Origin of the sequence: Caulobacter sp. 602-2 (genome assembly GCF_011043625.1) — a bacterium.
Taxonomy (GTDB): Bacteria; Pseudomonadota; Alphaproteobacteria; order Caulobacterales; family Caulobacteraceae; genus Caulobacter.
Map to the genome: position 1 here is coordinate 173,131 of NZ_JAAKGT010000003.1, position 15,353 is coordinate 188,483.

The window sequence follows — 15,353 nt, forward strand, 5'->3', positions numbered from 1 at the left end:
CCGTAGAGCCGGGACCTCCCACGTCGGCGGGGTCTGAACGGTGGGAGATCCCGGCGCTCCCGCCCGCCTTCGCGGGCGTACGGCCGGGATGACAAGATTATAAGCCTTTGAAAATATTACCCCTCCAGGTCCAGACAATTGAGTCCGGCCCCTAGCGCTCGACCGCCTTCGGCAGGCCCGCCCGGTAGACGAAATCGCGCAGCGTCGCCTGGCCGGTCCCGGCCGCATAGATCCCGATCTTCAGGCTGATGAAGCCGCCGAACACGTTGTGGTGCATGCCCGACACCTCCATGCGCGTGCCGTGGCGGGTCCAGGTCGCGCCGTCGTCGTACGAGTACCAGTAGGTCACCACGTGCTCGTCGTTGCGGATCTTCAGGCGAACCTTGCGGCGCTGGTGGGGGATCCGCGCCCAGGCCAGCTCCTCGGCGTACTGGAAGGTCTTCAGCGCGCTCGGCGTGACCCCCAGACCCACGAAGGCCTTGTGATTGTAGAACAGCAGGATCCCCGCCTCGGCCTCGCCCGTCAGTTCCAGCGAGATCTCGGCCTCGTACGAGCGGTCGCCGACGATGCAGGTCAGCGGCGCGCTGTCGATCGGCGAGGCGCCCCTGCCCTTCAGCGTCAGCGCCCTGTCGCCATAGGTCGCGCGGGCGGCCTCGTCGGGCCCCGGCTCGTGGAAGGCCCACTGCACGCCCATGCGGTCGGCCGAGAAGTCGTCGCTCAGCGACAGCCCCGAAGGCCTGGCCTTGCCGCCGCGCGGCTTGCGCAAAGGCTTGGAGAGATCCCCGCCCAGCGGCCGGAACCAGCCGTCGGCGGTCCATTCGATCGGCTCCAGCAGGGTCTGGCGGCCCAGCGTCCAGTAGCCGTTCTCGTAGCCGTGATAGACCATCCACCAGTCGCCGGCCGGCCCCTCGACCAGGCTGGCGTGGCCGCGCGACCACCACGGCTCGTCCTTGCTGCGCGTGCGCACCAGCGGATTGTGCGGGCAGTGCTCCCAGGGGCCGTGCACCGAGCGCGAGCGGGCGGCGATGACCATGTGGCCGGTCACCGGCCCGGCCGTGCCGCCGACGGCCGTGATCAGGTAGAACCAGCCGCCGTGGCGCAGCAGCTTGGGGCCTTCGGGGGCGAAGTTCTCGACGATCCAGTCGTCGGGATAGCGCCAGGGGTCGTAGGCCTTCTCCAGCGGGCCGTCGGTCGCCAGGCCATCGTCGGTCAGGCGGATCTTGCGCACGCCGTTGACGAAGAGATAGCGCCGCCCGTCCTCGCCGACGACGTGGCCAGGATCGATGCAGCCGCTGATCTTCAGATCGACCGGCTCGCTCCACGGCCCCTCGATGCTGTCGGCCCAGATGGCGAAGATCGACCAGCCCTGTCCGGTCGGATCGGCCGGGATGTAGATGAAGTAGCGGCCCTCGTGCTTGACGAGGTCCACCGCCCAGATCGTGCCCAGCGGCGCCTTCAGCGCCGGACCGACCGGCGCCCAGTTCACCAGGTCGGTCGACTTCCAGATCACCAGTCCCGGATAGGCCAGGAACGACGAGAAGGTCATGTAGTAGACCTCGCCGTCCTTGAGGATCGTCGGGTCGGGATGGTCGCCGGCGATGATCGGGTTCAGGTAGGTCCCGTCGCCGCGGTCGGCGATGCGGCGGCCGTCGGGGCCCTTGCCCCAGGCCGGCGCGGCCTTGTCGATCGGCCCGGCCTGCGCCGCCAGGGCCGGCGCCGCGGCGGCGCCCGCCAGGAGGCCTTTGAACAGGGTGCGGCGCGGCAGGGCCATGGATCGCTCACGAAAATGATAGCGCTATCAAGTTCCGTAGAGCGGCCCGCCCGAAGCGTCCAGAGCGCTCAGCCCTCGACGCTGATCTCCGGCCAGCGGGCCTTGGCCGAGCCGGTGGTGCGCGCCCAGCCGCCCGCGCCCTTCACCCGCAGGGGATTGGGCCGCAGGCGCATGGCGAACAGGTCGTCCAGGCCGAACGGCGCCCAGACCCGCAGGGTCTCGTCCGCCTCCAGCCGCACGCCCACGCAGAAGGCCGTGGCCACGAACCGCTCCAGGGCCTCGGCGCTGGAGCGCAGGGCCGGATAGGGCTCGTCGGCGCCGAACTTCTTCTCGAACCACAGGTGCACCCGGGCCTGGTTGCGCACCTCGACCAGCTCGCGCAGCGGCGGCTCGAAGGCGGCCGCCACGCGCTGGATGACCACGTCCTCGGCCTCGTAGGAGGTGTCGCGATCGTCGTGATAGGCGACGTCGTAGTCCTTGATGCCGTAGTCCAGCGGCCGCCCGGTCAGGCTGTTGAACACCGGCTGGTAGACCGCCCCGGAAAAGATCATCCAGTCGGGCAGGTCGAGATCACGGACGGTGCGCAGCACCTGCATGGTCGTCGGCGTGGCGCGGACGATCTCGACGAGGCGGGCTTCCAGGTCGCTCATCAGCGCACCACCCAGGCGTGGTCGAGCGGGCCGTGGCCCTTGCCCAGCCCCGGGGCGCGCAGCATGGCTTCGTGCACGTAGTTCCAGGCCCGGGCGACGGCCTGGGTCAGCGGCAGGCCTTGCGACAGGCCGGCGGCGATCGCGCTGGCCAGGGTGCAGCCGGTGCCGTGGGTGTGGCGGGTGTCGATCCGCTCGCCCTCGAAGCTGGTCTCGCCCTGCGGGGTGATCAGGAGGTCGACGACCCGCTCGATTCCCTTTTCGCTCTTGTTGGCGACATGGCCGCCCTTCATCAGCACGGCCTTGGCGCCCAGGGCCAGCAGGGCCTCGCCGGCGCGGCGCTGGTCGTCGAGGGTCTCGACGGCCAGGCCCGTCAGGGCGCTGGCCTCGGGGGCGTTGGGGGTCAAAAGCGCCGCGCGGGGGATCATCAGCGCCTTGACCGCGTCGATCGCCCGCTCGGCCAGCAGCGGGGCGCCGCCCTTGGCGATCATCACCGGGTCGACGACGGCCGGAACGTCCGGCGCGCTGGCCAGCACGCGGGCCACGGTCTCGACCACGCCCACGTCGCCCAGCATGCCGGTCTTGAAGGCGTCGGCGCCGATGTCGTCGAGCACGGCGCGGGCCTGGGCCTCGATCACCTCAAGCGGGATCGGGTGCACGCCGGTGACGCCCAGGGTGTTCTGCACGGTGACGGCGGTGATCGCCGTGGCCGCATAGCCGCCGAGCGCGGTGATGGTCTTGATGTCGGCCTGGACGCCCGCGCCGCCGCCGGAATCCGATCCGGCCAGGACGAGCACGCGGCCCAGGAAGTGCGAGTCGGAGGATGGCGCTTGAGTCACGCGCCTCTCCTACCCCGCTTTTGAAGTCGGTTGAACCGGCGTCAGGCCGCGCCGAAGGCGGCGGTCAGGCGGTCGAACTGGGCCTGGACGGGGCGCGGGGCCTCGTCGACGGCGGCGGCCTCGACATACATGCGCTGGTCCAGGTGGCGGACGCGCTCGTACAGGCGCTCGGAGCGCTGCAGCAGGCTGACCAGGCCGAAGGGCAGGTCCTCGACGGCGGCCTGCTGCTCGCCGGCCTCCAGGGCCAGGCGATAGTTCTCGGCGCAGGCGGCCTCGGGGGCCATCTCGCCTTCCTTCACCGCGCGCTGCACCAGCAGCCACGAGGCCACCTGCATCAGGCGGGTGGTCAGGCGCATGCTTTCGCTCGCATAGGCCAGGGCGGCGTTGCGCGAGAGGATCTTGCTGTCGTGCCGGCCCGCGCCGTCGAGATAGGCCGCGGTCTCCTCGACCAGCAGCATGCCCTCGTCGAAGGTGCGGTCGAACAATTCCGAGCGGGCGAAGTCCTGGATGACTCCCGCCCGCCAGGGGGCCGTGGACGCGTTCGGATCGGTCATGTCTACTCAATGCCCCAAAGGCCGCGAGGACGTCTCGCTTGTCGGGGAGGACTGCAACCCCCGTGCCAAGTCTTAACGTCCCGTTTCGCGACCGCCCGACTCGGTGCGACCGACAGGCGCACGTCAGCGTCCACTGCTAGCGTAAACCCTTCGTTAGTCTAGGCGACCAAACAGCGCATCGGCCGCCGCGCGTCCCGCTTTCTTCTTGCTGAGTTGGGCCTTGGTGCGGGCGATCTCGGCTTCCAGCGCCTCGATCCGCTCTTCCAGTTCGCGCACGCCGTAGATCTCGAGATCCTCGTGCGTGGCCGTGTTCAGCGCGTCGCCGCGGAACGCGCGCGGCTCGACCGGCTCTTCGATCATGGATGACCTCCCTTTCCGACCGACCATGAGACGCCTACCTAGGGCGCAACGCAAGCGCGACGGAGCGACAGGCCGATGTCCCAGACCATGACCGCGATCGAGATCGAGGGCGGAAAAGGGGCGGCCGACGCCCTGCGTCCGGCAGAGGTCGAACGCCCCACGCCGGGCCCCGGCGAGATCCTGATCCGGGTGCGCGCGGCGGGCGTCAACCGCCCCGATCTGTTGCAGCGCCTGGGTTTCTACCCCCCGCCGCCGGGCGCGCCGACCACCCTGGGCCTCGAAGTGGCCGGCGAGGTCGAGGTCGCCGCCGGACGCTGGAAGGTCGGCGACAAGGTCTGCGCCCTGCTGGGCGGCGGCGGCTATGCGCAGTACGCCGTGGTCGACGCCCGCCAGGCCCTGCCCGTGCCCGAGGGCTTCGATTTCGTCCATGCCGCCGCCCTGCCCGAGACGGTCTTCACCGTCTTCGCCAACGTGTTCGAACATGGCGCGCTGAAGCCTGGCGAGACCATTTTGATTCATGGTGGCACGTCCGGTATCGGGACAACGGCGATCGCCATGGCCAAGGCGGCCGGCGCGACCGTCATCGCCACCGGCCGCGGGGCCGACAAGAAGGCCAAGGCGCTGGAACTGGGCGCCGATCTGGCCGTCGACGCCAAGACCGAGGATTTCGCGGAGATCGCCAAGGCGGCCGGCGGCGTCGACGTGGTGCTCGACATGGTCGGGGCCGCCTATTTCGACAAGAACCTCGAAGCCCTGAAGACCGGCGGCCGCATCGTCTATATCGCCGCCCTGGCCGGCGGCGTGCTGGAAGTGCCGGTGATGAAGGTGATGCAGAAGCGCGCGGTGATCACCGGCTCGACCCTGCGCCCCCGCCCCGCCGACGAGAAGGCCCGCCTGGCCGCCGAGGTCGAGCGCGTCGCCTGGCCCTGGATCGCGGCCGGCAAGCTCAAGCCCATCGTCGACGCCGTCTTCCCCCTGGCCGACGCCGCCAAGGCCCACGCCCACCTGGAAGCCGGCGAGCACGTGGGCAAGGTGGTGCTGACCACCTGAGGGCCGTTTCCCATCCCCCCGTCTCTACGGGGGAGTTCGGCGGGAAGCGGCCGGGCCGGCTGAATGTCGGCCCGACCTAGTCCACCTGGATCGCGCACAGGCCAAAGCCCAGCGCGCGATCGTCGTCGGAAAGCCCATCGTCGCGCGGCGACACGCAGCGCTCGGTCTCGAACGTCAGCCAGTGCAGGCCCGGATCGAGGCCGGGTGGCAGGTCGGCCGCAACGGTGACCGGCTCCCCGGCCTCCAGCCGCACGCTCATCCAGGCCTCGCCGTTCAGGCGCACCGCCAGGTCGTAGCTCTGGCGGCTGGGCGAGGCGAAGGCCGCCACAGTCAGGCTCAGCCGCCGCCCCTCGTCGCCCGACGCCAGGCGCAGGCGGGCCTGGCATCGCGGACGGGCCGACCAGGCCCCCCAGGGCTCGACCGCATGAAAGCCGCTGAGCGAGAGCCGATCGCTCGCGCCGGGCCCGCTGGGCTGGCCGGGCGTCAGCGGATCCAGGCCGCGCTCCAGGGCGGCGATCTGCTCAAGCAGGCGCGCCCGCTCGCCGGTCCAGCCGCCATAGTCGCCGCCGGGATCCCAGGCCTGCAGGTGGCGAGCCACGGCGCGCGACGCCGCTTCGGGCGGGACCGCGGGCTCGTCCGCCCAGGACGCGATCACACGGTCGTAGAGCGCTACGTAGCGCGCGGCCCAGTCGTCCACGCCCGCCTCGGCCCGCACCCGCGCGCCCACGCCAGCGGCGTCCTCGGCGTCATAGGCGTCCAGCGCGGCGGCGACGTTCTCGACGCTGACCGGCCGCGACAGCAGGCGCAGGCCGAAGTTCTCCTGCCGCCAGTCGTCATAGACGCGGCTGTCGACCATGCCGGCGAACCCGCGTCCGTCGCAGACGATCACGGCGCGCCCGCAGGCCATGGCCTCGATCGCGCTCATGGCGCTGGTGAACACCACGTCGTACTGGGGGACCAGCGCCTCGGGCCGGGCCACAAGCCCCCCGCCGAAGCTTCCGACCGTGTCGAGCTCCACGCCTCGGGCCTGGCAGGCGGCCCTGATCGCCTCCAGGTGTCCGAAGTTCTTGGCGAAGGCCAGGGCGCGGCGCGGAAACGCCGGCAGGGGCGGTCCCGGCTGGAAACGTCGCAGGTCGACGGCGTTGAGGATCACCTCCACCCGCTCGGGCGCGATCCCGTCCTGGATGGTCAGCCGGTCGCGAAAGGCCCGGCTGATCGCCACATGCGCCACGATGTTCGGCAGCTTGGGCGCGGCGTCGTGCCAGGCTACGAAGTCATGGCAGACGAAGATGGCCGGCGTCCGCGGAAAGCGCGCCGCCGCCGCCGCGGTCTGGGTCAGATGATGGCCGTGGATCACGTCCGGCGGCTCGGCGATCAGGTCGATGTCGTCGACCACCGGGATCGAGGCGCTTCGCAGTTCCTTGGCGATCGGTCCCAGCCGCGGGGAATAGACCATGGGTCGATGCCCGGCCCGCATCAGCGCCAGCGCCAGCTCCCGCGTCAGCACCTCGGTGCCCGAACGGCTGGCCAGGGTCAGATTGGTCAGCAGGACCCTCAGGCCCTCTCTCCTCAGCATGCGTACACCGCCGGCGCGGCGCCCATCCGGTCGGCCAGCGCGGCGACCACCGGCCGCATGTGCGCCCAGGTCAGGGCCTGGTCATAGACGCCGGCCGCGACGCGGGAACGCCCGTGGCTCTCGTACCAGGGCGCGCCGGACGGGATCAGGGCCTCCAGGGGCGGCGGCTGATGCAGGGTCTCGATCTCGATCGCATCGGCGCCGACCGCCTCGACCAGCGCGGCGACATCGTCGGAAATGTCGGGAAAGCGCGCGATCAGCCCCTGCTTCCAGGCGCTCTCCCCCGCCGCCAGGGCGATGCGCCTGACCTCGGGCCCGGGTTCTGCGTGAGCGTTCGCGCCCAGGACGACCGGATAGTCGAGACAGGCGAGCGGCCGGCCCAGGCGAGCCTCGGCGATTGCCGCGGCCGTTCGCGCCACTAGGTGGGTCAGATCATGCACTGGATTGTAGTTCTGCCAGCCGTCGGTCACCACCAGCCCCACGCCGCGCGCCACGAAGGCCTTGGCGAGGGTCTCGGCCAGGGTCAGGAACGGCTCAACCTGGCCGGCCATGATCCACTGGTACAGCGTCACGTCGTGGAAGGCGCCGAACGGCTCGCGCGGCTGCGCCCCGATCTCGGCGGCCAGCGCGCGGCTAGCGGCCATGCGCCCTTCGTCCAGCCGGCTGCGCGCGCCCTTGGCGACGACGAACAGATCGGGCCGCTCGCGTCTGGACCAGGCGCTTAAGCGAAGCTCGTGCCCCGGGTGCGCAATCACCAATGCCGACCGCAATGGAACTCCTCTGTCCGACCTTGGCCCAACGTCGGCGCGCCGCTCGCACGATTCTGAACGAGAGCGGTAATCGTCGCGAGCATAGCAGGAACCAAGCGAGCGAGCGTCGATCCCCGTTCCCTTTCGCGGAGAACCGCATTATAGCTCGGTGTTGAACAACCCCGCCCGGCCGAAAGGTCGGGCGCCGTCATTTCTGGAGGACCGCATGTCCGAGATCCTGATGCCCAAGGCGACCGCCGTCTGGCTCGTGGACAACACCTCGCTGAGCTTCGAGCAGATCGCCGACTTCTGCGGCCTGCACCCGCTGGAAGTCCGCGGCATCGCCGACGGCGAAGTGGCGCGCGACATCCGCGGCGCCGATCCCATCGGCAACGGCCAGCTGACCCGCGAAGAGCTGGACAAGGCCCAGGGCAACCCGAACTACCGTATGAAGGCCCAGGTCAGCCGTCACGCCGAGCTGCTGAAGCCGGCCAAGAAGGCTCCGCGCTACACCCCGGTGTCGCGCCGCCAGGACCGTCCGGACGCCATCGCCTGGTTCATCCGCCACCACCCGGAAGTGACCGACGCCCAGATCTCCAAGATCCTCGGCACGACCAAGGCCACCATCGAGCAGGTGCGCAACCGCACCCACTGGAACGCGGCCAACATCAAGCCGGTCGACCCGGTGACGCTGGGCCTCGTCGGCCAGCTGGAACTCGACGCCCTCGTCAAGAAGGCGGCCGAGAAGAAGGCCAAGGAAGACGCCAAGCGCGGCATCGTCGCCGAAGACCCCACCCTGCGCCCGGCGACCGAAACCGCCTACCTCACCGAGGAAGAGCAGGAAGAACGCGACATCCGCGCCTCGCGCGCCGAGCCCAAGGCCGAAGACGTGTTCGGCTCGTTCTCGGGCAATGTCGACGACGAGGACGACGAGGACTGATCCTCGTCTGGTCTCAGACAGCAAAAAGGCCCATCCGACGCTCGGATGGGCCTTTTCTATGCCTTTCGGCCGGAGCGTGGCTCGGCACGCTCCAAATGTTCTGTGGTCGAGCCTGCTAATCTGTTTCCCGTGGAAACAGGCAGGCTCTAGTGGAGCCGGGCTCGAAGTCCCTCTATCTCCTCCTTGAGCCTGAGCTTCTGCCGCTTGAGCTCTCGGAGCCTGGTGGCGTCGCTACCCGGACGGTTGGTCTCCTCCTGGATCGTGCGGTCGAGGTTCTCGTGACGGGACCCCAGCTCGCGGATACGGGATTCGATGGCCATCGGTTCGGCCTCCTTTTGGGCTGTTGACCGAAGGAGTGAACACCCGCTGGCCCGGACTGTCAGATCACATATGATTGCAACCAGCAGCGCTTGACGTGGCGTCGCTTAATCCCGTGACGGACGAAAATTCACCATGACGGACGCCGCAACGCCTGCAACCAAGCCCCGCCTGGTCGTCGGAATTTCCGGCGCCTCGGGGGCGCTGTACGGCCTGCGGACCCTGGCCGCCTGCCGCGACCTGGGGGTCGAAAGCCACCTCGTCATGAGCAAGTCGGCGGCCCTGACCCTGACCCAGGAGACCGGCCTTGCGGTCGGCGACGTGGCCGCCATGGCCGACGTCGTGCACCGGGTCGGCGACGTCGGCGCCTCGATCGCCTCGGGCTCGTTCCGCACGCTGGGCATGATCGTCGCCCCCTGTTCGGTGCGGACCATGAGCGAGATCGCCACCGGCGTGACCTCGTCCCTGCTGACCCGCGCGGCCGACGTGGCGCTGAAGGAGCGCCGGCCGCTGGTGCTGATGGTGCGCGAAAGCCCGCTGCACCTGGGCCACCTGCGCACCCTGACGCGCCTTGCCGAGATGGGCGCGGTGATCGCCCCGCCGGTTCCGGCCTTCTATGCCAAGCCCGCCTCCATCGAGGAGATGGTCGACCAGTCGGTGGGCCGCGCGCTGGATCTCTTTGGCCTGACCTGGGGCCCCGTGAAGCGCTGGGGCGAAGACCTTCCAACCGTCAATCAAGCGGACGAAAATTAACGGCCATGCGGTTCTGGGACTGGGCGCTTGGCGTCTATGCGCGACAGCCTGTCGCAGTCGCGTGCCTGCACCTGCAGGACGCCCACGGCCAGAACGTGCCGTTCCTGCTGTGGGCCGCCTGGGCGGCGCTGGAGGGACGTCCCGTCAACCTGCCGCGCGCCGCCGGCCTGGTCCGCGCCTGGGACGCCGAGGTCGGCGCGCCCCTTCGCGGCGTGCGCCGGGCGCTCAAGCCCTCGCGCCCCGATGTCGGCGACGCCGCCCGCGAGACCTTCCGCGAACAGGTCAAGGCGGCCGAGCTGGCCGGCGAGAAGCTCTTGATGGCAAGCCTGGAGGCGACCTCCGGCCCGGTAGACGCCACCCGCGACGTCTACGGCGCCCTGCTGGCCGCCGCCCGGGCCACCGGCGATCCGCCGCCCGAGGCGGCGCTGGCCAGACTTGCCGACGCCCTGGCCTGAACGGCCGTGAGAGCCCTTTACCGCCTGTCAGGCTTTGCTATCTATCACCGCCTTCGGACAGGGGCCCACGGGAGGAACGTCCATGAATGACGACGATCCTTCGGAAGACACCATCATCGCGGTGGAGCGTCGCCTGGCGACGCTGCGCGAGGAGCACCAGGACCTGTCGGACGCCGTCTCGGCCCTGGAGGAACGCCCCCAGCCCGACATGCTGCAGATCGCCCGCCTCAAGCGCCGCAAGCTGGCTTTGAAGGACGAGATCGTGCGCCTGGAAGACCAGGTGACCCCGGACATCATTGCTTAGGCCGTAGAGCCCCCTCCGGCCCTCCGGGCCACCTCCCCCAGAGGGGGAGGATCTATCGCGCCCAGATGCTCCCCCTTTTGGGGGAGCTGTCGGCAAAGCCGACTGAGGGGGCGGCCCCCTACTCCAGATCCCCCGGCCCGAACGCTTCGGGCAGCAGGCTCCAGAACGGCGTGCGTCTGGTCGCTTGCCCGCCCTGCACCGAGACGATCTCGCAGGTCTTGCTGGCGAACTCGCCGATGCGCTGGCGGCAGGCTCCGCAGGGCTGGACCACGGCGTCGGAGCCGGCGGCGATGTAGACGCGCTCGATCCGGCGCCCGCCGGCGGTGATCATCGCGCCGATCGCCGTCTGCTCGGCGCAGGTGCCCGACGGATAGGCCGCGTTCTCGACATTGACGCCGAAGTGCACGCCGCCCTGGTCGTCGACCACGGCGCTGGCGACGGTGAAGTTCGAATAGCGGGCGTAGGACCGCGCCAGATAGTCCGGCAGCCGCGCGGCGACGGCGGCTTCGTCGGAGCCTGAGATATCGGAAAAAGAACGTGCGGCGCTCATGCCATCCCTCGGATCCCGGCAGGATCGCGCCGGGAACCGAGGCAATCAGTCGCGGGGCGGTTATGCAAGCGCAAACCGCACCTTCCAGTTCAGCTTTCGCCGGGCGCCAGGGCCACGATCGACAGGGCGTGAACCGGGCCGGCCATCTCCTCGCGCAGGGCCTGGAAGATCAGCCGCTGGCGGGCCACGCGCGGCTTGCCCGCAAAGGCCTGGGCCTCGATGGTCAGGTTGAAGTGGCTCTCGCCGCCCTCGCGGTGGCCCGAATGGCCGCTGTGGCGGTCGCTGTCGTCGACCAGCTCCAGCCTGGTGGGCGAAAAAGCGGCGGTGAGCTTGGCTTCGATGGCGTCTGCGACGGCGCCCATGGTGATCTCCGGCATGTCAATCCTTGAACGGAAATAGCCTGCGCTTACTCTAAGCGCCATGAGCCGCGCGTTCGAGTATCGCCCCAAGTTCTTCGACATCCGGGTCCGCCCGCCCAAGCCGGGCGAGGAGGAGGGTCCGCGCGCGGACGACGTCTACAAGCTAAAGCCCGGCCAGAAGCGCTGCGACCACGCCGACTGCCTGCGTCCGGCCGACGCCAAGGCGCCCAAGAGCCGCGACCTGCCCGGCCAGTACTACAACTTCTGCCAGCAGCACGCGGCCGAGTACAACAAGAACTGGAACTTCTACGCCGGCATGAACGAGGGTCAGATTCGCGCCGAGCAGGAACGCGAGAAGATGACCGGCGGCCGCCCCACCTGGAGCATGAAGGCCGACGCCGGCTCGCGCGAGGCCGCCGCCGCCGCCGCCCGTGACGCCCGCAACATGGCCGACCCGTTCGGCCTGTTCCGCGCCCAGCAGCGCCGGGCGGAGTCGGCCGGCACGGGCCGCGCCGTCGGCAAGCTGGAGCGCCAGGCCCTGGCCGACATGGATCTGGACGTCGACGCCGACGCCGCGGCCATCCGCGCCCGCTACAAGGAACTGCTCAAGCGCTGCCACCCGGACATGAATGGCGGCGACCGCAGCGCCGAGCACAAGCTCCAGCGCGTGATCAAGGCCTACAAGACCCTGCAGAAGTCGGGCCTGGCCAAGTAGGCGGCCCCTCCCCGTCCCGCCGCAACAGAAAACGGCCCCGCCCGAGGGGGCGAGGCCGCTTGAAACACATCAGTCGAGGCCGAAAGGGCCTCAGTCGTCGCGATGGACGCGTTCACGGCGCTCGTGACGCTCCTGGGCCTCAAGGCTCAGGGTGGCGGTCGGGCGGGCGTCGAGACGGGCCAGGCCGATGGGCTCGCCGGTCTCTTCGCAGTAGCCGTAGCTGCCGTCTTCGACGCGGCGCAACGCCTGGTCGATCTTGGAGATCAGTTTCCGTTGCCGATCGCGGGTCCGCAGTTCCAGCGCTCGGTCGGTTTCCGACGACGCCCGATCGGCGAGGTCGGCATGGTTTTCAGTTTCAGTCTGAAGATGGGACACCGTCTCGCGAGATTCGCGGAGGATCTCTTCCTTCCAGCCGAGCAGCTTCTGCTTGAAATATTCAAGCTGACGCTCGTTCATGAAAGGCTCGTCGTCCGAAGGACGATAGGTGTCCGGTTCTTTAAGAACAGTGGCCGTCTGCATCAACGCCTCACGCCCCGATGAACTCCGCCCTCAGCGGGCGGTGTGCTTATACCAAAACGATAGCCCCGTTCAATGAACGTCGCATGAGCGGCGCATTCAGGCGCGCGAGCGCCTGCGAACCGCCCATGCGGGCGACGGCGACTCTCGCATACGGCGAGCTTCGCCGCACCGACCGGGGCTGTAAAATCGCGGGAAAGGGCCAGAGGTTCCATCCCGCTGCTCCTCACGCGCCGCGCATGACGGCCAACTTGGCCTCTTCGACGGCGGCGCGGGTCTCGATCTCGTTGAGCAGGCTCTGCAATTTCGGATCGTCGACGGCTTCGCGATGCTCGCGAACGGCCCGCTTGAGCTTGTCGATGGTGCTGGGCGAGACCTCCCCGTCCAGCACGGCGATCTTCAGGCCGTCGAGGATGTCGAGGATGTCGTCGGCCCGGCGGATCGCCCGGCGCTTGCGCTCGGTCGGATCCATGTTGGCCTGCAGGGCCAGCAGGGCGTCCAGCGAGCCCACGCCCGCCAGGCCGCCGGCGGCCGCGGTTCCGGCCACGCCGCCCGCCGCGCCGACGCTGGGCAGCGAGAAGCTCGACCCGCCGCCCGTCGGCCGCGCGCGTGATGCGCCAGCTGCGCCCACGCCTCCCGTGCTCGAAACCTTCATGACGACCGTCGCTCCACAGCTGGTCTCGTACGCCTACATATAGGGAGTCGCGCCCCCCGATGAGAACTCATATTCGAGAAGCGCGCTTGCGGTATGGTTAATGCCGGGCAGAATCTGCCGGACAGGATTGTCCGCACGCGTTTTTGCCCGCATGGATCATTGATTTTCCTCACCTTTTTCGTTGGCCCGGTTCTGGCATGGGCCGCGACGGAATTGCGTCCTCGGTGTGGAAGTCCATGCGTCGTTCACTTTTCAGCTCCGTTCTCGCCGGCCTGGCCCTCGCCGCCGCCGTCGTCGTCGCCGGTCCGGCCGCCGCCAAGTCGCGGATCAAGGACATCGTCGCCGTCGAAGGCGTGCGCGATAACCACCTGATCGGCTACGGCATCGTCACCGGCCTCAACGGAACGGGCGACAGCCTGCGCAACGCGCCGATGACCAAGCAGAGCATGGAAGCCCTGCTGGAGCGCCAGGGCGTCAACGTCCGCGACGCCAACCTCAACGCCAAGAACTCGGCGGCCGTCATGGTCACGGCCAAGCTGCCGCCGTTCGCCGCCACCGGCTCCAAGATCGACGTCTCGGTCTCGGCCATGGGCGACGCCAAGAGCCTGCAGGGCGGCACCCTGCTGGTCACCGCGCTGCAGGGCGCCGACGGCCAGACCTACGCCGTCGCCCAAGGCCAGGTGCAGACCGGCGCGGTGTCGGCCGGCGGCGCCTCGGGCAGCTCGATCAGCCGCGGCGTGCCGACCGCCGGCCGCATCGCCGCCGGCGCCGACGTCGAGCGCGAGACCGGCTTCCAGATGGTGGCCATGAGCGAGCTGCGCCTGTCGCTGCGCAACCCCGACTTCACCACCTCGCGCCGCATCGCCGACGCCATCAATTCGAAGTACCCGGGCTGCGCCCAGGCCCAGAACCCGACCATCGTCGCCATCCGCTCGCCGGCCGGCATGGACATGATCAGCTTCGTGACCGCCATCGAGAACCTGGAAGTCGAGCCCGACGGCCCGGCCAAGGTGATCATCGACGAGGTCAACGGCGTGGTGGTGATGGGCGACGACGTCCGCATCAGCCAGGTGGCCATCGCCCAGGGCAACCTGACCATCTCGGTCCAGGAGACCCCGGCCGTCAGCCAGCCCGCCCCCTTCAGCCAGGGCCGCACCGCGGTCGTCCCGCAATCGGCGATCAGCATCGACGAGGAAAAGGGCAAGAAGCTGATCACGCTGGGCGGCGGCGCGTCGCTCAAGAGCCTGGTCGGCGGCCTCAACGCCCTGGGCGTCACCCCGCGCGACATGATCACCATCCTGCAGGCGGTGAAGGCCGCCGGCGCCCTGCAAGCCGACATCGAGGTGATGTGATGAGCGCCTTCGCGATCGCTTCGCCGCCGATCACCGGCCTGACCGCCGGCGCCGCGCCCACCGCCAACTCGGCCGCCGAGCTGCTCAAGCGCGGCAAGATCAAGGAAACGGCGCAGAAGTTCGAAGCCTCGTTCCTGTCGGTGATGATGCAGTCGATGTTCGAGGGCGTGAAGACGCCCGAGCCCTTCGGCGGCGGCCAGGGCGAGGAGATGTTCAAGTCGCTGCTCACCGACGCCATGGCCAAGGAAGTGACCAAGGCCGGCGGCATCGGCGTGGCCTCCACGGTCCAGCGCGAGATGCTGAAGATGCAGGGCCTGCAGGAGGTCGCCCAATGATGAGCTCCGCCCCCCTCTCTCCCTCAGACGAGCGCGTCGAACAGCTGATCGTCCTGACCGAGCGCCTGACCGACCTGATCGCCAAGCAGGCCACCGCCTTCGAGGCCCGCCGCCCGCACGAGGCCGCCCGCCACGTCGAGGAGACGGCCAAGCTGGCCAACGTCTATCGCCACGAGTCGGCCCGGGTGCGCGGCAACGTCGCCCTCGTCCAGGCCGCCCAGCCCGACCGGCGCCGCCGCCTGGTGCGCGCCACCGAGGCCTTCGACGCCGTGCTGGCCCGCCAGTCGCGCGCCATCGCCGCGGCCAAGACCGTCACCGAGGGCCTCGTGCGCGCCGTCGCCAACGAGATCGCCGCCCAACGCCCCCAGGCCGCCGGCTACGGCCCCAGCGCCCACGGCGCCGGCTACGCCAACAACGCCACCGCGATCACGCTGAACCGGAAGGCCTAGGGCCTCCCTCCGGAGAACACCCAGACAACGAAACGCCGCGACAGCCGATCGGACGTCGCGGCGTTTTTCGTTCGCGCCCCAGGAACCTCCCTCTGGGGGAGGCCAG

Annotated in this window: 21 protein-coding genes; 9 read left to right on the forward strand and 12 right to left on the reverse strand. The window is 69.6% G+C overall.

Annotated features, from left to right (window positions below):
• Nucleotides 1-151 precede the first annotated feature (151 nt).
• The 5 genes from G5B46_RS09060 to G5B46_RS09080 all read right to left on the reverse strand — a co-directional run bounded on the left by G5B46_RS09060 (nucleotide 152) and on the right by G5B46_RS09080 (nucleotide 4,171).
• Nucleotides 152-1,771: a family 43 glycosylhydrolase gene (locus G5B46_RS09060; RefSeq protein ID WP_165257957.1), complete on the reverse strand. Its 1,620-nt coding sequence runs from the start codon at nucleotides 1,769-1,771 to the stop codon at nucleotides 152-154.
• Between the two features lie 68 nt (nucleotides 1,772-1,839).
• The gene (locus G5B46_RS09065; RefSeq protein WP_165258348.1) at nucleotides 1,840-2,424 is read right to left on the reverse strand and encodes a nucleotidyltransferase family protein; all 585 of its coding nucleotides are present in this window, start codon (nucleotides 2,422-2,424) and stop codon (nucleotides 1,840-1,842) included.
• Nucleotides 2,421-3,224 carry a bifunctional hydroxymethylpyrimidine kinase/phosphomethylpyrimidine kinase gene (gene thiD, locus G5B46_RS09070; RefSeq protein ID WP_165258350.1) on the reverse strand — a complete coding sequence of 268 codons (804 nt, stop codon included), beginning with the start codon at nucleotides 3,222-3,224 and terminating at the stop codon, nucleotides 2,421-2,423. The genes G5B46_RS09065 and thiD overlap by 4 nt, the downstream gene beginning before the upstream one ends.
• Before the next feature lie 74 nt (nucleotides 3,225-3,298).
• The gene (locus G5B46_RS09075) at nucleotides 3,299-3,811 is read right to left on the reverse strand and encodes a DUF1465 family protein (protein WP_058350123.1); all 513 of its coding nucleotides are present in this window, start codon (nucleotides 3,809-3,811) and stop codon (nucleotides 3,299-3,301) included.
• A gap of 153 nt (nucleotides 3,812-3,964) precedes the next feature.
• Nucleotides 3,965-4,171: a DUF1192 family protein gene (locus tag G5B46_RS09080; RefSeq protein WP_101712357.1), complete on the reverse strand. Its 207-nt coding sequence runs from the start codon at nucleotides 4,169-4,171 to the stop codon at nucleotides 3,965-3,967.
• 75 nt (nucleotides 4,172-4,246) lie between these two features.
• Between G5B46_RS09080 and G5B46_RS09085 the strand changes: the two genes are divergently transcribed.
• On the forward strand, nucleotides 4,247-5,221 hold the full coding sequence (locus G5B46_RS09085) for an NAD(P)H-quinone oxidoreductase (RefSeq protein WP_165257959.1): 975 nt from the start codon (nucleotides 4,247-4,249) through the stop codon (nucleotides 5,219-5,221).
• A gap of 76 nt (nucleotides 5,222-5,297) precedes the next feature.
• On the opposite strand, the gene G5B46_RS09090 is transcribed toward G5B46_RS09085, so the two are convergent.
• Both G5B46_RS09090 and G5B46_RS09095 read right to left on the reverse strand, forming a co-directional pair.
• The gene (locus G5B46_RS09090; RefSeq protein ID WP_165257961.1) at nucleotides 5,298-6,797 is read right to left on the reverse strand and encodes a glycosyltransferase family 4 protein; all 1,500 of its coding nucleotides are present in this window, start codon (nucleotides 6,795-6,797) and stop codon (nucleotides 5,298-5,300) included.
• Entirely contained in the window at nucleotides 6,791-7,441 is a 651-nt protein-coding gene (locus G5B46_RS09095; protein WP_165257963.1) for a hypothetical protein, read from the reverse strand. The genes G5B46_RS09090 and G5B46_RS09095 overlap by 7 nt, the downstream gene beginning before the upstream one ends.
• 331 nt (nucleotides 7,442-7,772) lie before the next feature.
• Between G5B46_RS09095 and G5B46_RS09100 the strand changes: the two genes are divergently transcribed.
• Nucleotides 7,773-8,486: a DUF1013 domain-containing protein gene (locus tag G5B46_RS09100; protein ID WP_165257965.1), complete on the forward strand. Its 714-nt coding sequence runs from the start codon at nucleotides 7,773-7,775 to the stop codon at nucleotides 8,484-8,486.
• Nucleotides 8,487-8,632: 146 nt separating this feature from the next.
• Here the strand turns inward: G5B46_RS09100 and G5B46_RS09105 are convergent, their stop codons facing one another.
• Nucleotides 8,633-8,806, reverse strand: a complete 174-nt coding sequence (locus G5B46_RS09105) for a DUF465 domain-containing protein (protein WP_058346543.1) — start codon at nucleotides 8,804-8,806, stop codon at nucleotides 8,633-8,635.
• Nucleotides 8,807-8,939: 133 nt separating this feature from the next.
• On the opposite strand from G5B46_RS09105, the gene G5B46_RS09110 reads away from it, so the two are divergent.
• From G5B46_RS09110 to G5B46_RS09120, 3 genes are all read left to right on the forward strand, one after another.
• Complete coding sequence (locus G5B46_RS09110; RefSeq protein ID WP_165257967.1) at nucleotides 8,940-9,557, forward strand: UbiX family flavin prenyltransferase; 618 nt, start codon at nucleotides 8,940-8,942, stop codon at nucleotides 9,555-9,557.
• Nucleotides 9,558-9,562: 5 nt separating this feature from the next.
• Nucleotides 9,563-10,012, forward strand: coding sequence for a TIGR02444 family protein (locus G5B46_RS09115; protein ID WP_165257969.1), 450 nt, complete (start codon nucleotides 9,563-9,565; stop codon nucleotides 10,010-10,012).
• Nucleotides 10,013-10,094: 82 nt separating this feature from the next.
• Nucleotides 10,095-10,316 (forward strand): DUF465 domain-containing protein, encoded by a 222-nt coding sequence (locus G5B46_RS09120; protein WP_116568103.1) that lies wholly within the window; start codon nucleotides 10,095-10,097, stop codon nucleotides 10,314-10,316.
• Nucleotides 10,317-10,434: 118 nt separating this feature from the next.
• Here the strand turns inward: G5B46_RS09120 and cdd are convergent, their stop codons facing one another.
• Together cdd and G5B46_RS09130 are read right to left on the reverse strand one after the other, a co-directional pair.
• Nucleotides 10,435-10,866 carry a cytidine deaminase gene (cdd, locus tag G5B46_RS09125; protein ID WP_165257971.1) on the reverse strand — a complete coding sequence of 144 codons (432 nt, stop codon included), beginning with the start codon at nucleotides 10,864-10,866 and terminating at the stop codon, nucleotides 10,435-10,437.
• An 89-nt stretch (nucleotides 10,867-10,955) separates the two neighbouring features.
• Nucleotides 10,956-11,228 carry a BolA family protein gene (locus tag G5B46_RS09130; RefSeq protein WP_165257973.1) on the reverse strand — a complete coding sequence of 91 codons (273 nt, stop codon included), beginning with the start codon at nucleotides 11,226-11,228 and terminating at the stop codon, nucleotides 10,956-10,958.
• Between the two features lie 58 nt (nucleotides 11,229-11,286).
• On the opposite strand from G5B46_RS09130, the gene G5B46_RS09135 reads away from it, so the two are divergent.
• Nucleotides 11,287-11,940 (forward strand): J domain-containing protein, encoded by a 654-nt coding sequence (locus tag G5B46_RS09135; RefSeq protein WP_165257975.1) that lies wholly within the window; start codon nucleotides 11,287-11,289, stop codon nucleotides 11,938-11,940.
• 90 nt (nucleotides 11,941-12,030) lie between these two features.
• Here G5B46_RS09135 and dksA read toward each other — a convergent pair whose 3' ends face one another.
• Nucleotides 12,031-12,459 (reverse strand): RNA polymerase-binding protein DksA, encoded by a 429-nt coding sequence (dksA, locus tag G5B46_RS09140; RefSeq protein ID WP_058346549.1) that lies wholly within the window; start codon nucleotides 12,457-12,459, stop codon nucleotides 12,031-12,033.
• A 223-nt stretch (nucleotides 12,460-12,682) separates the two neighbouring features.
• Complete coding sequence (locus G5B46_RS09145) at nucleotides 12,683-13,111, reverse strand: flagellar assembly protein FliX (RefSeq protein WP_165257977.1); 429 nt, start codon at nucleotides 13,109-13,111, stop codon at nucleotides 12,683-12,685.
• A 236-nt stretch (nucleotides 13,112-13,347) separates the two neighbouring features.
• Between G5B46_RS09145 and G5B46_RS09150 the strand changes: the two genes are divergently transcribed.
• The 3 genes from G5B46_RS09150 to G5B46_RS09160 are packed head-to-tail and all read left to right on the forward strand — an operon-like array spanning nucleotide 13,348 to nucleotide 15,247.
• The gene (locus tag G5B46_RS09150) at nucleotides 13,348-14,463 is read left to right on the forward strand and encodes a flagellar basal body P-ring protein FlgI (RefSeq protein WP_165257979.1); all 1,116 of its coding nucleotides are present in this window, start codon (nucleotides 13,348-13,350) and stop codon (nucleotides 14,461-14,463) included.
• Entirely contained in the window at nucleotides 14,463-14,798 is a 336-nt protein-coding gene (locus G5B46_RS09155) for a rod-binding protein (protein ID WP_165257981.1), read from the forward strand. The genes G5B46_RS09150 and G5B46_RS09155 overlap by 1 nt, the downstream gene beginning before the upstream one ends.
• Complete coding sequence (locus tag G5B46_RS09160; protein ID WP_165257983.1) at nucleotides 14,798-15,247, forward strand: flagellar basal body protein; 450 nt, start codon at nucleotides 14,798-14,800, stop codon at nucleotides 15,245-15,247. The genes G5B46_RS09155 and G5B46_RS09160 overlap by 1 nt, the downstream gene beginning before the upstream one ends.
• Nucleotides 15,248-15,353 lie beyond the last annotated feature (106 nt).

Coding starts and splice junctions, on each gene's coding strand:
- G5B46_RS09060 (WP_165257957.1), bottom strand. CDS start 1,771: ATGGCCCTGCCGCGCCGCACCCTGTTCAAAGGCCTCCTGGCGGGCGCC.
- G5B46_RS09075 (WP_058350123.1), bottom strand. CDS start 3,811: ATGACCGATCCGAACGCGTCCACGGCCCCCTGGCGGGCGGGAGTCATC.
- G5B46_RS09080 (WP_101712357.1), bottom strand. CDS start 4,171: ATGATCGAAGAGCCGGTCGAGCCGCGCGCGTTCCGCGGCGACGCGCTG.
- G5B46_RS09085 (WP_165257959.1), top strand. CDS start 4,247: ATGTCCCAGACCATGACCGCGATCGAGATCGAGGGCGGAAAAGGGGCG.
- G5B46_RS09090 (WP_165257961.1), bottom strand. CDS start 6,797: ATGCTGAGGAGAGAGGGCCTGAGGGTCCTGCTGACCAATCTGACCCTG.
- G5B46_RS09095 (WP_165257963.1), bottom strand. CDS start 7,441: ATGGCCGCTAGCCGCGCGCTGGCCGCCGAGATCGGGGCGCAGCCGCGC.
- G5B46_RS09100 (WP_165257965.1), top strand. CDS start 7,773: ATGTCCGAGATCCTGATGCCCAAGGCGACCGCCGTCTGGCTCGTGGAC.
- G5B46_RS09105 (WP_058346543.1), bottom strand. CDS start 8,806: ATGGCCATCGAATCCCGTATCCGCGAGCTGGGGTCCCGTCACGAGAAC.
- G5B46_RS09110 (WP_165257967.1), top strand. CDS start 8,940: ATGACGGACGCCGCAACGCCTGCAACCAAGCCCCGCCTGGTCGTCGGA.
- G5B46_RS09115 (WP_165257969.1), top strand. CDS start 9,563: ATGCGGTTCTGGGACTGGGCGCTTGGCGTCTATGCGCGACAGCCTGTC.
- G5B46_RS09120 (WP_116568103.1), top strand. CDS start 10,095: ATGAATGACGACGATCCTTCGGAAGACACCATCATCGCGGTGGAGCGT.
- cdd (WP_165257971.1), bottom strand. CDS start 10,866: ATGAGCGCCGCACGTTCTTTTTCCGATATCTCAGGCTCCGACGAAGCC.
- G5B46_RS09130 (WP_165257973.1), bottom strand. CDS start 11,228: ATGGGCGCCGTCGCAGACGCCATCGAAGCCAAGCTCACCGCCGCTTTT.
- G5B46_RS09135 (WP_165257975.1), top strand. CDS start 11,287: ATGAGCCGCGCGTTCGAGTATCGCCCCAAGTTCTTCGACATCCGGGTC.
- dksA (WP_058346549.1), bottom strand. CDS start 12,459: ATGCAGACGGCCACTGTTCTTAAAGAACCGGACACCTATCGTCCTTCG.
- G5B46_RS09145 (WP_165257977.1), bottom strand. CDS start 13,111: ATGAAGGTTTCGAGCACGGGAGGCGTGGGCGCAGCTGGCGCATCACGC.
- G5B46_RS09150 (WP_165257979.1), top strand. CDS start 13,348: ATGCGTCGTTCACTTTTCAGCTCCGTTCTCGCCGGCCTGGCCCTCGCC.
- G5B46_RS09155 (WP_165257981.1), top strand. CDS start 14,463: ATGAGCGCCTTCGCGATCGCTTCGCCGCCGATCACCGGCCTGACCGCC.
- G5B46_RS09160 (WP_165257983.1), top strand. CDS start 14,798: ATGAGCTCCGCCCCCCTCTCTCCCTCAGACGAGCGCGTCGAACAGCTG.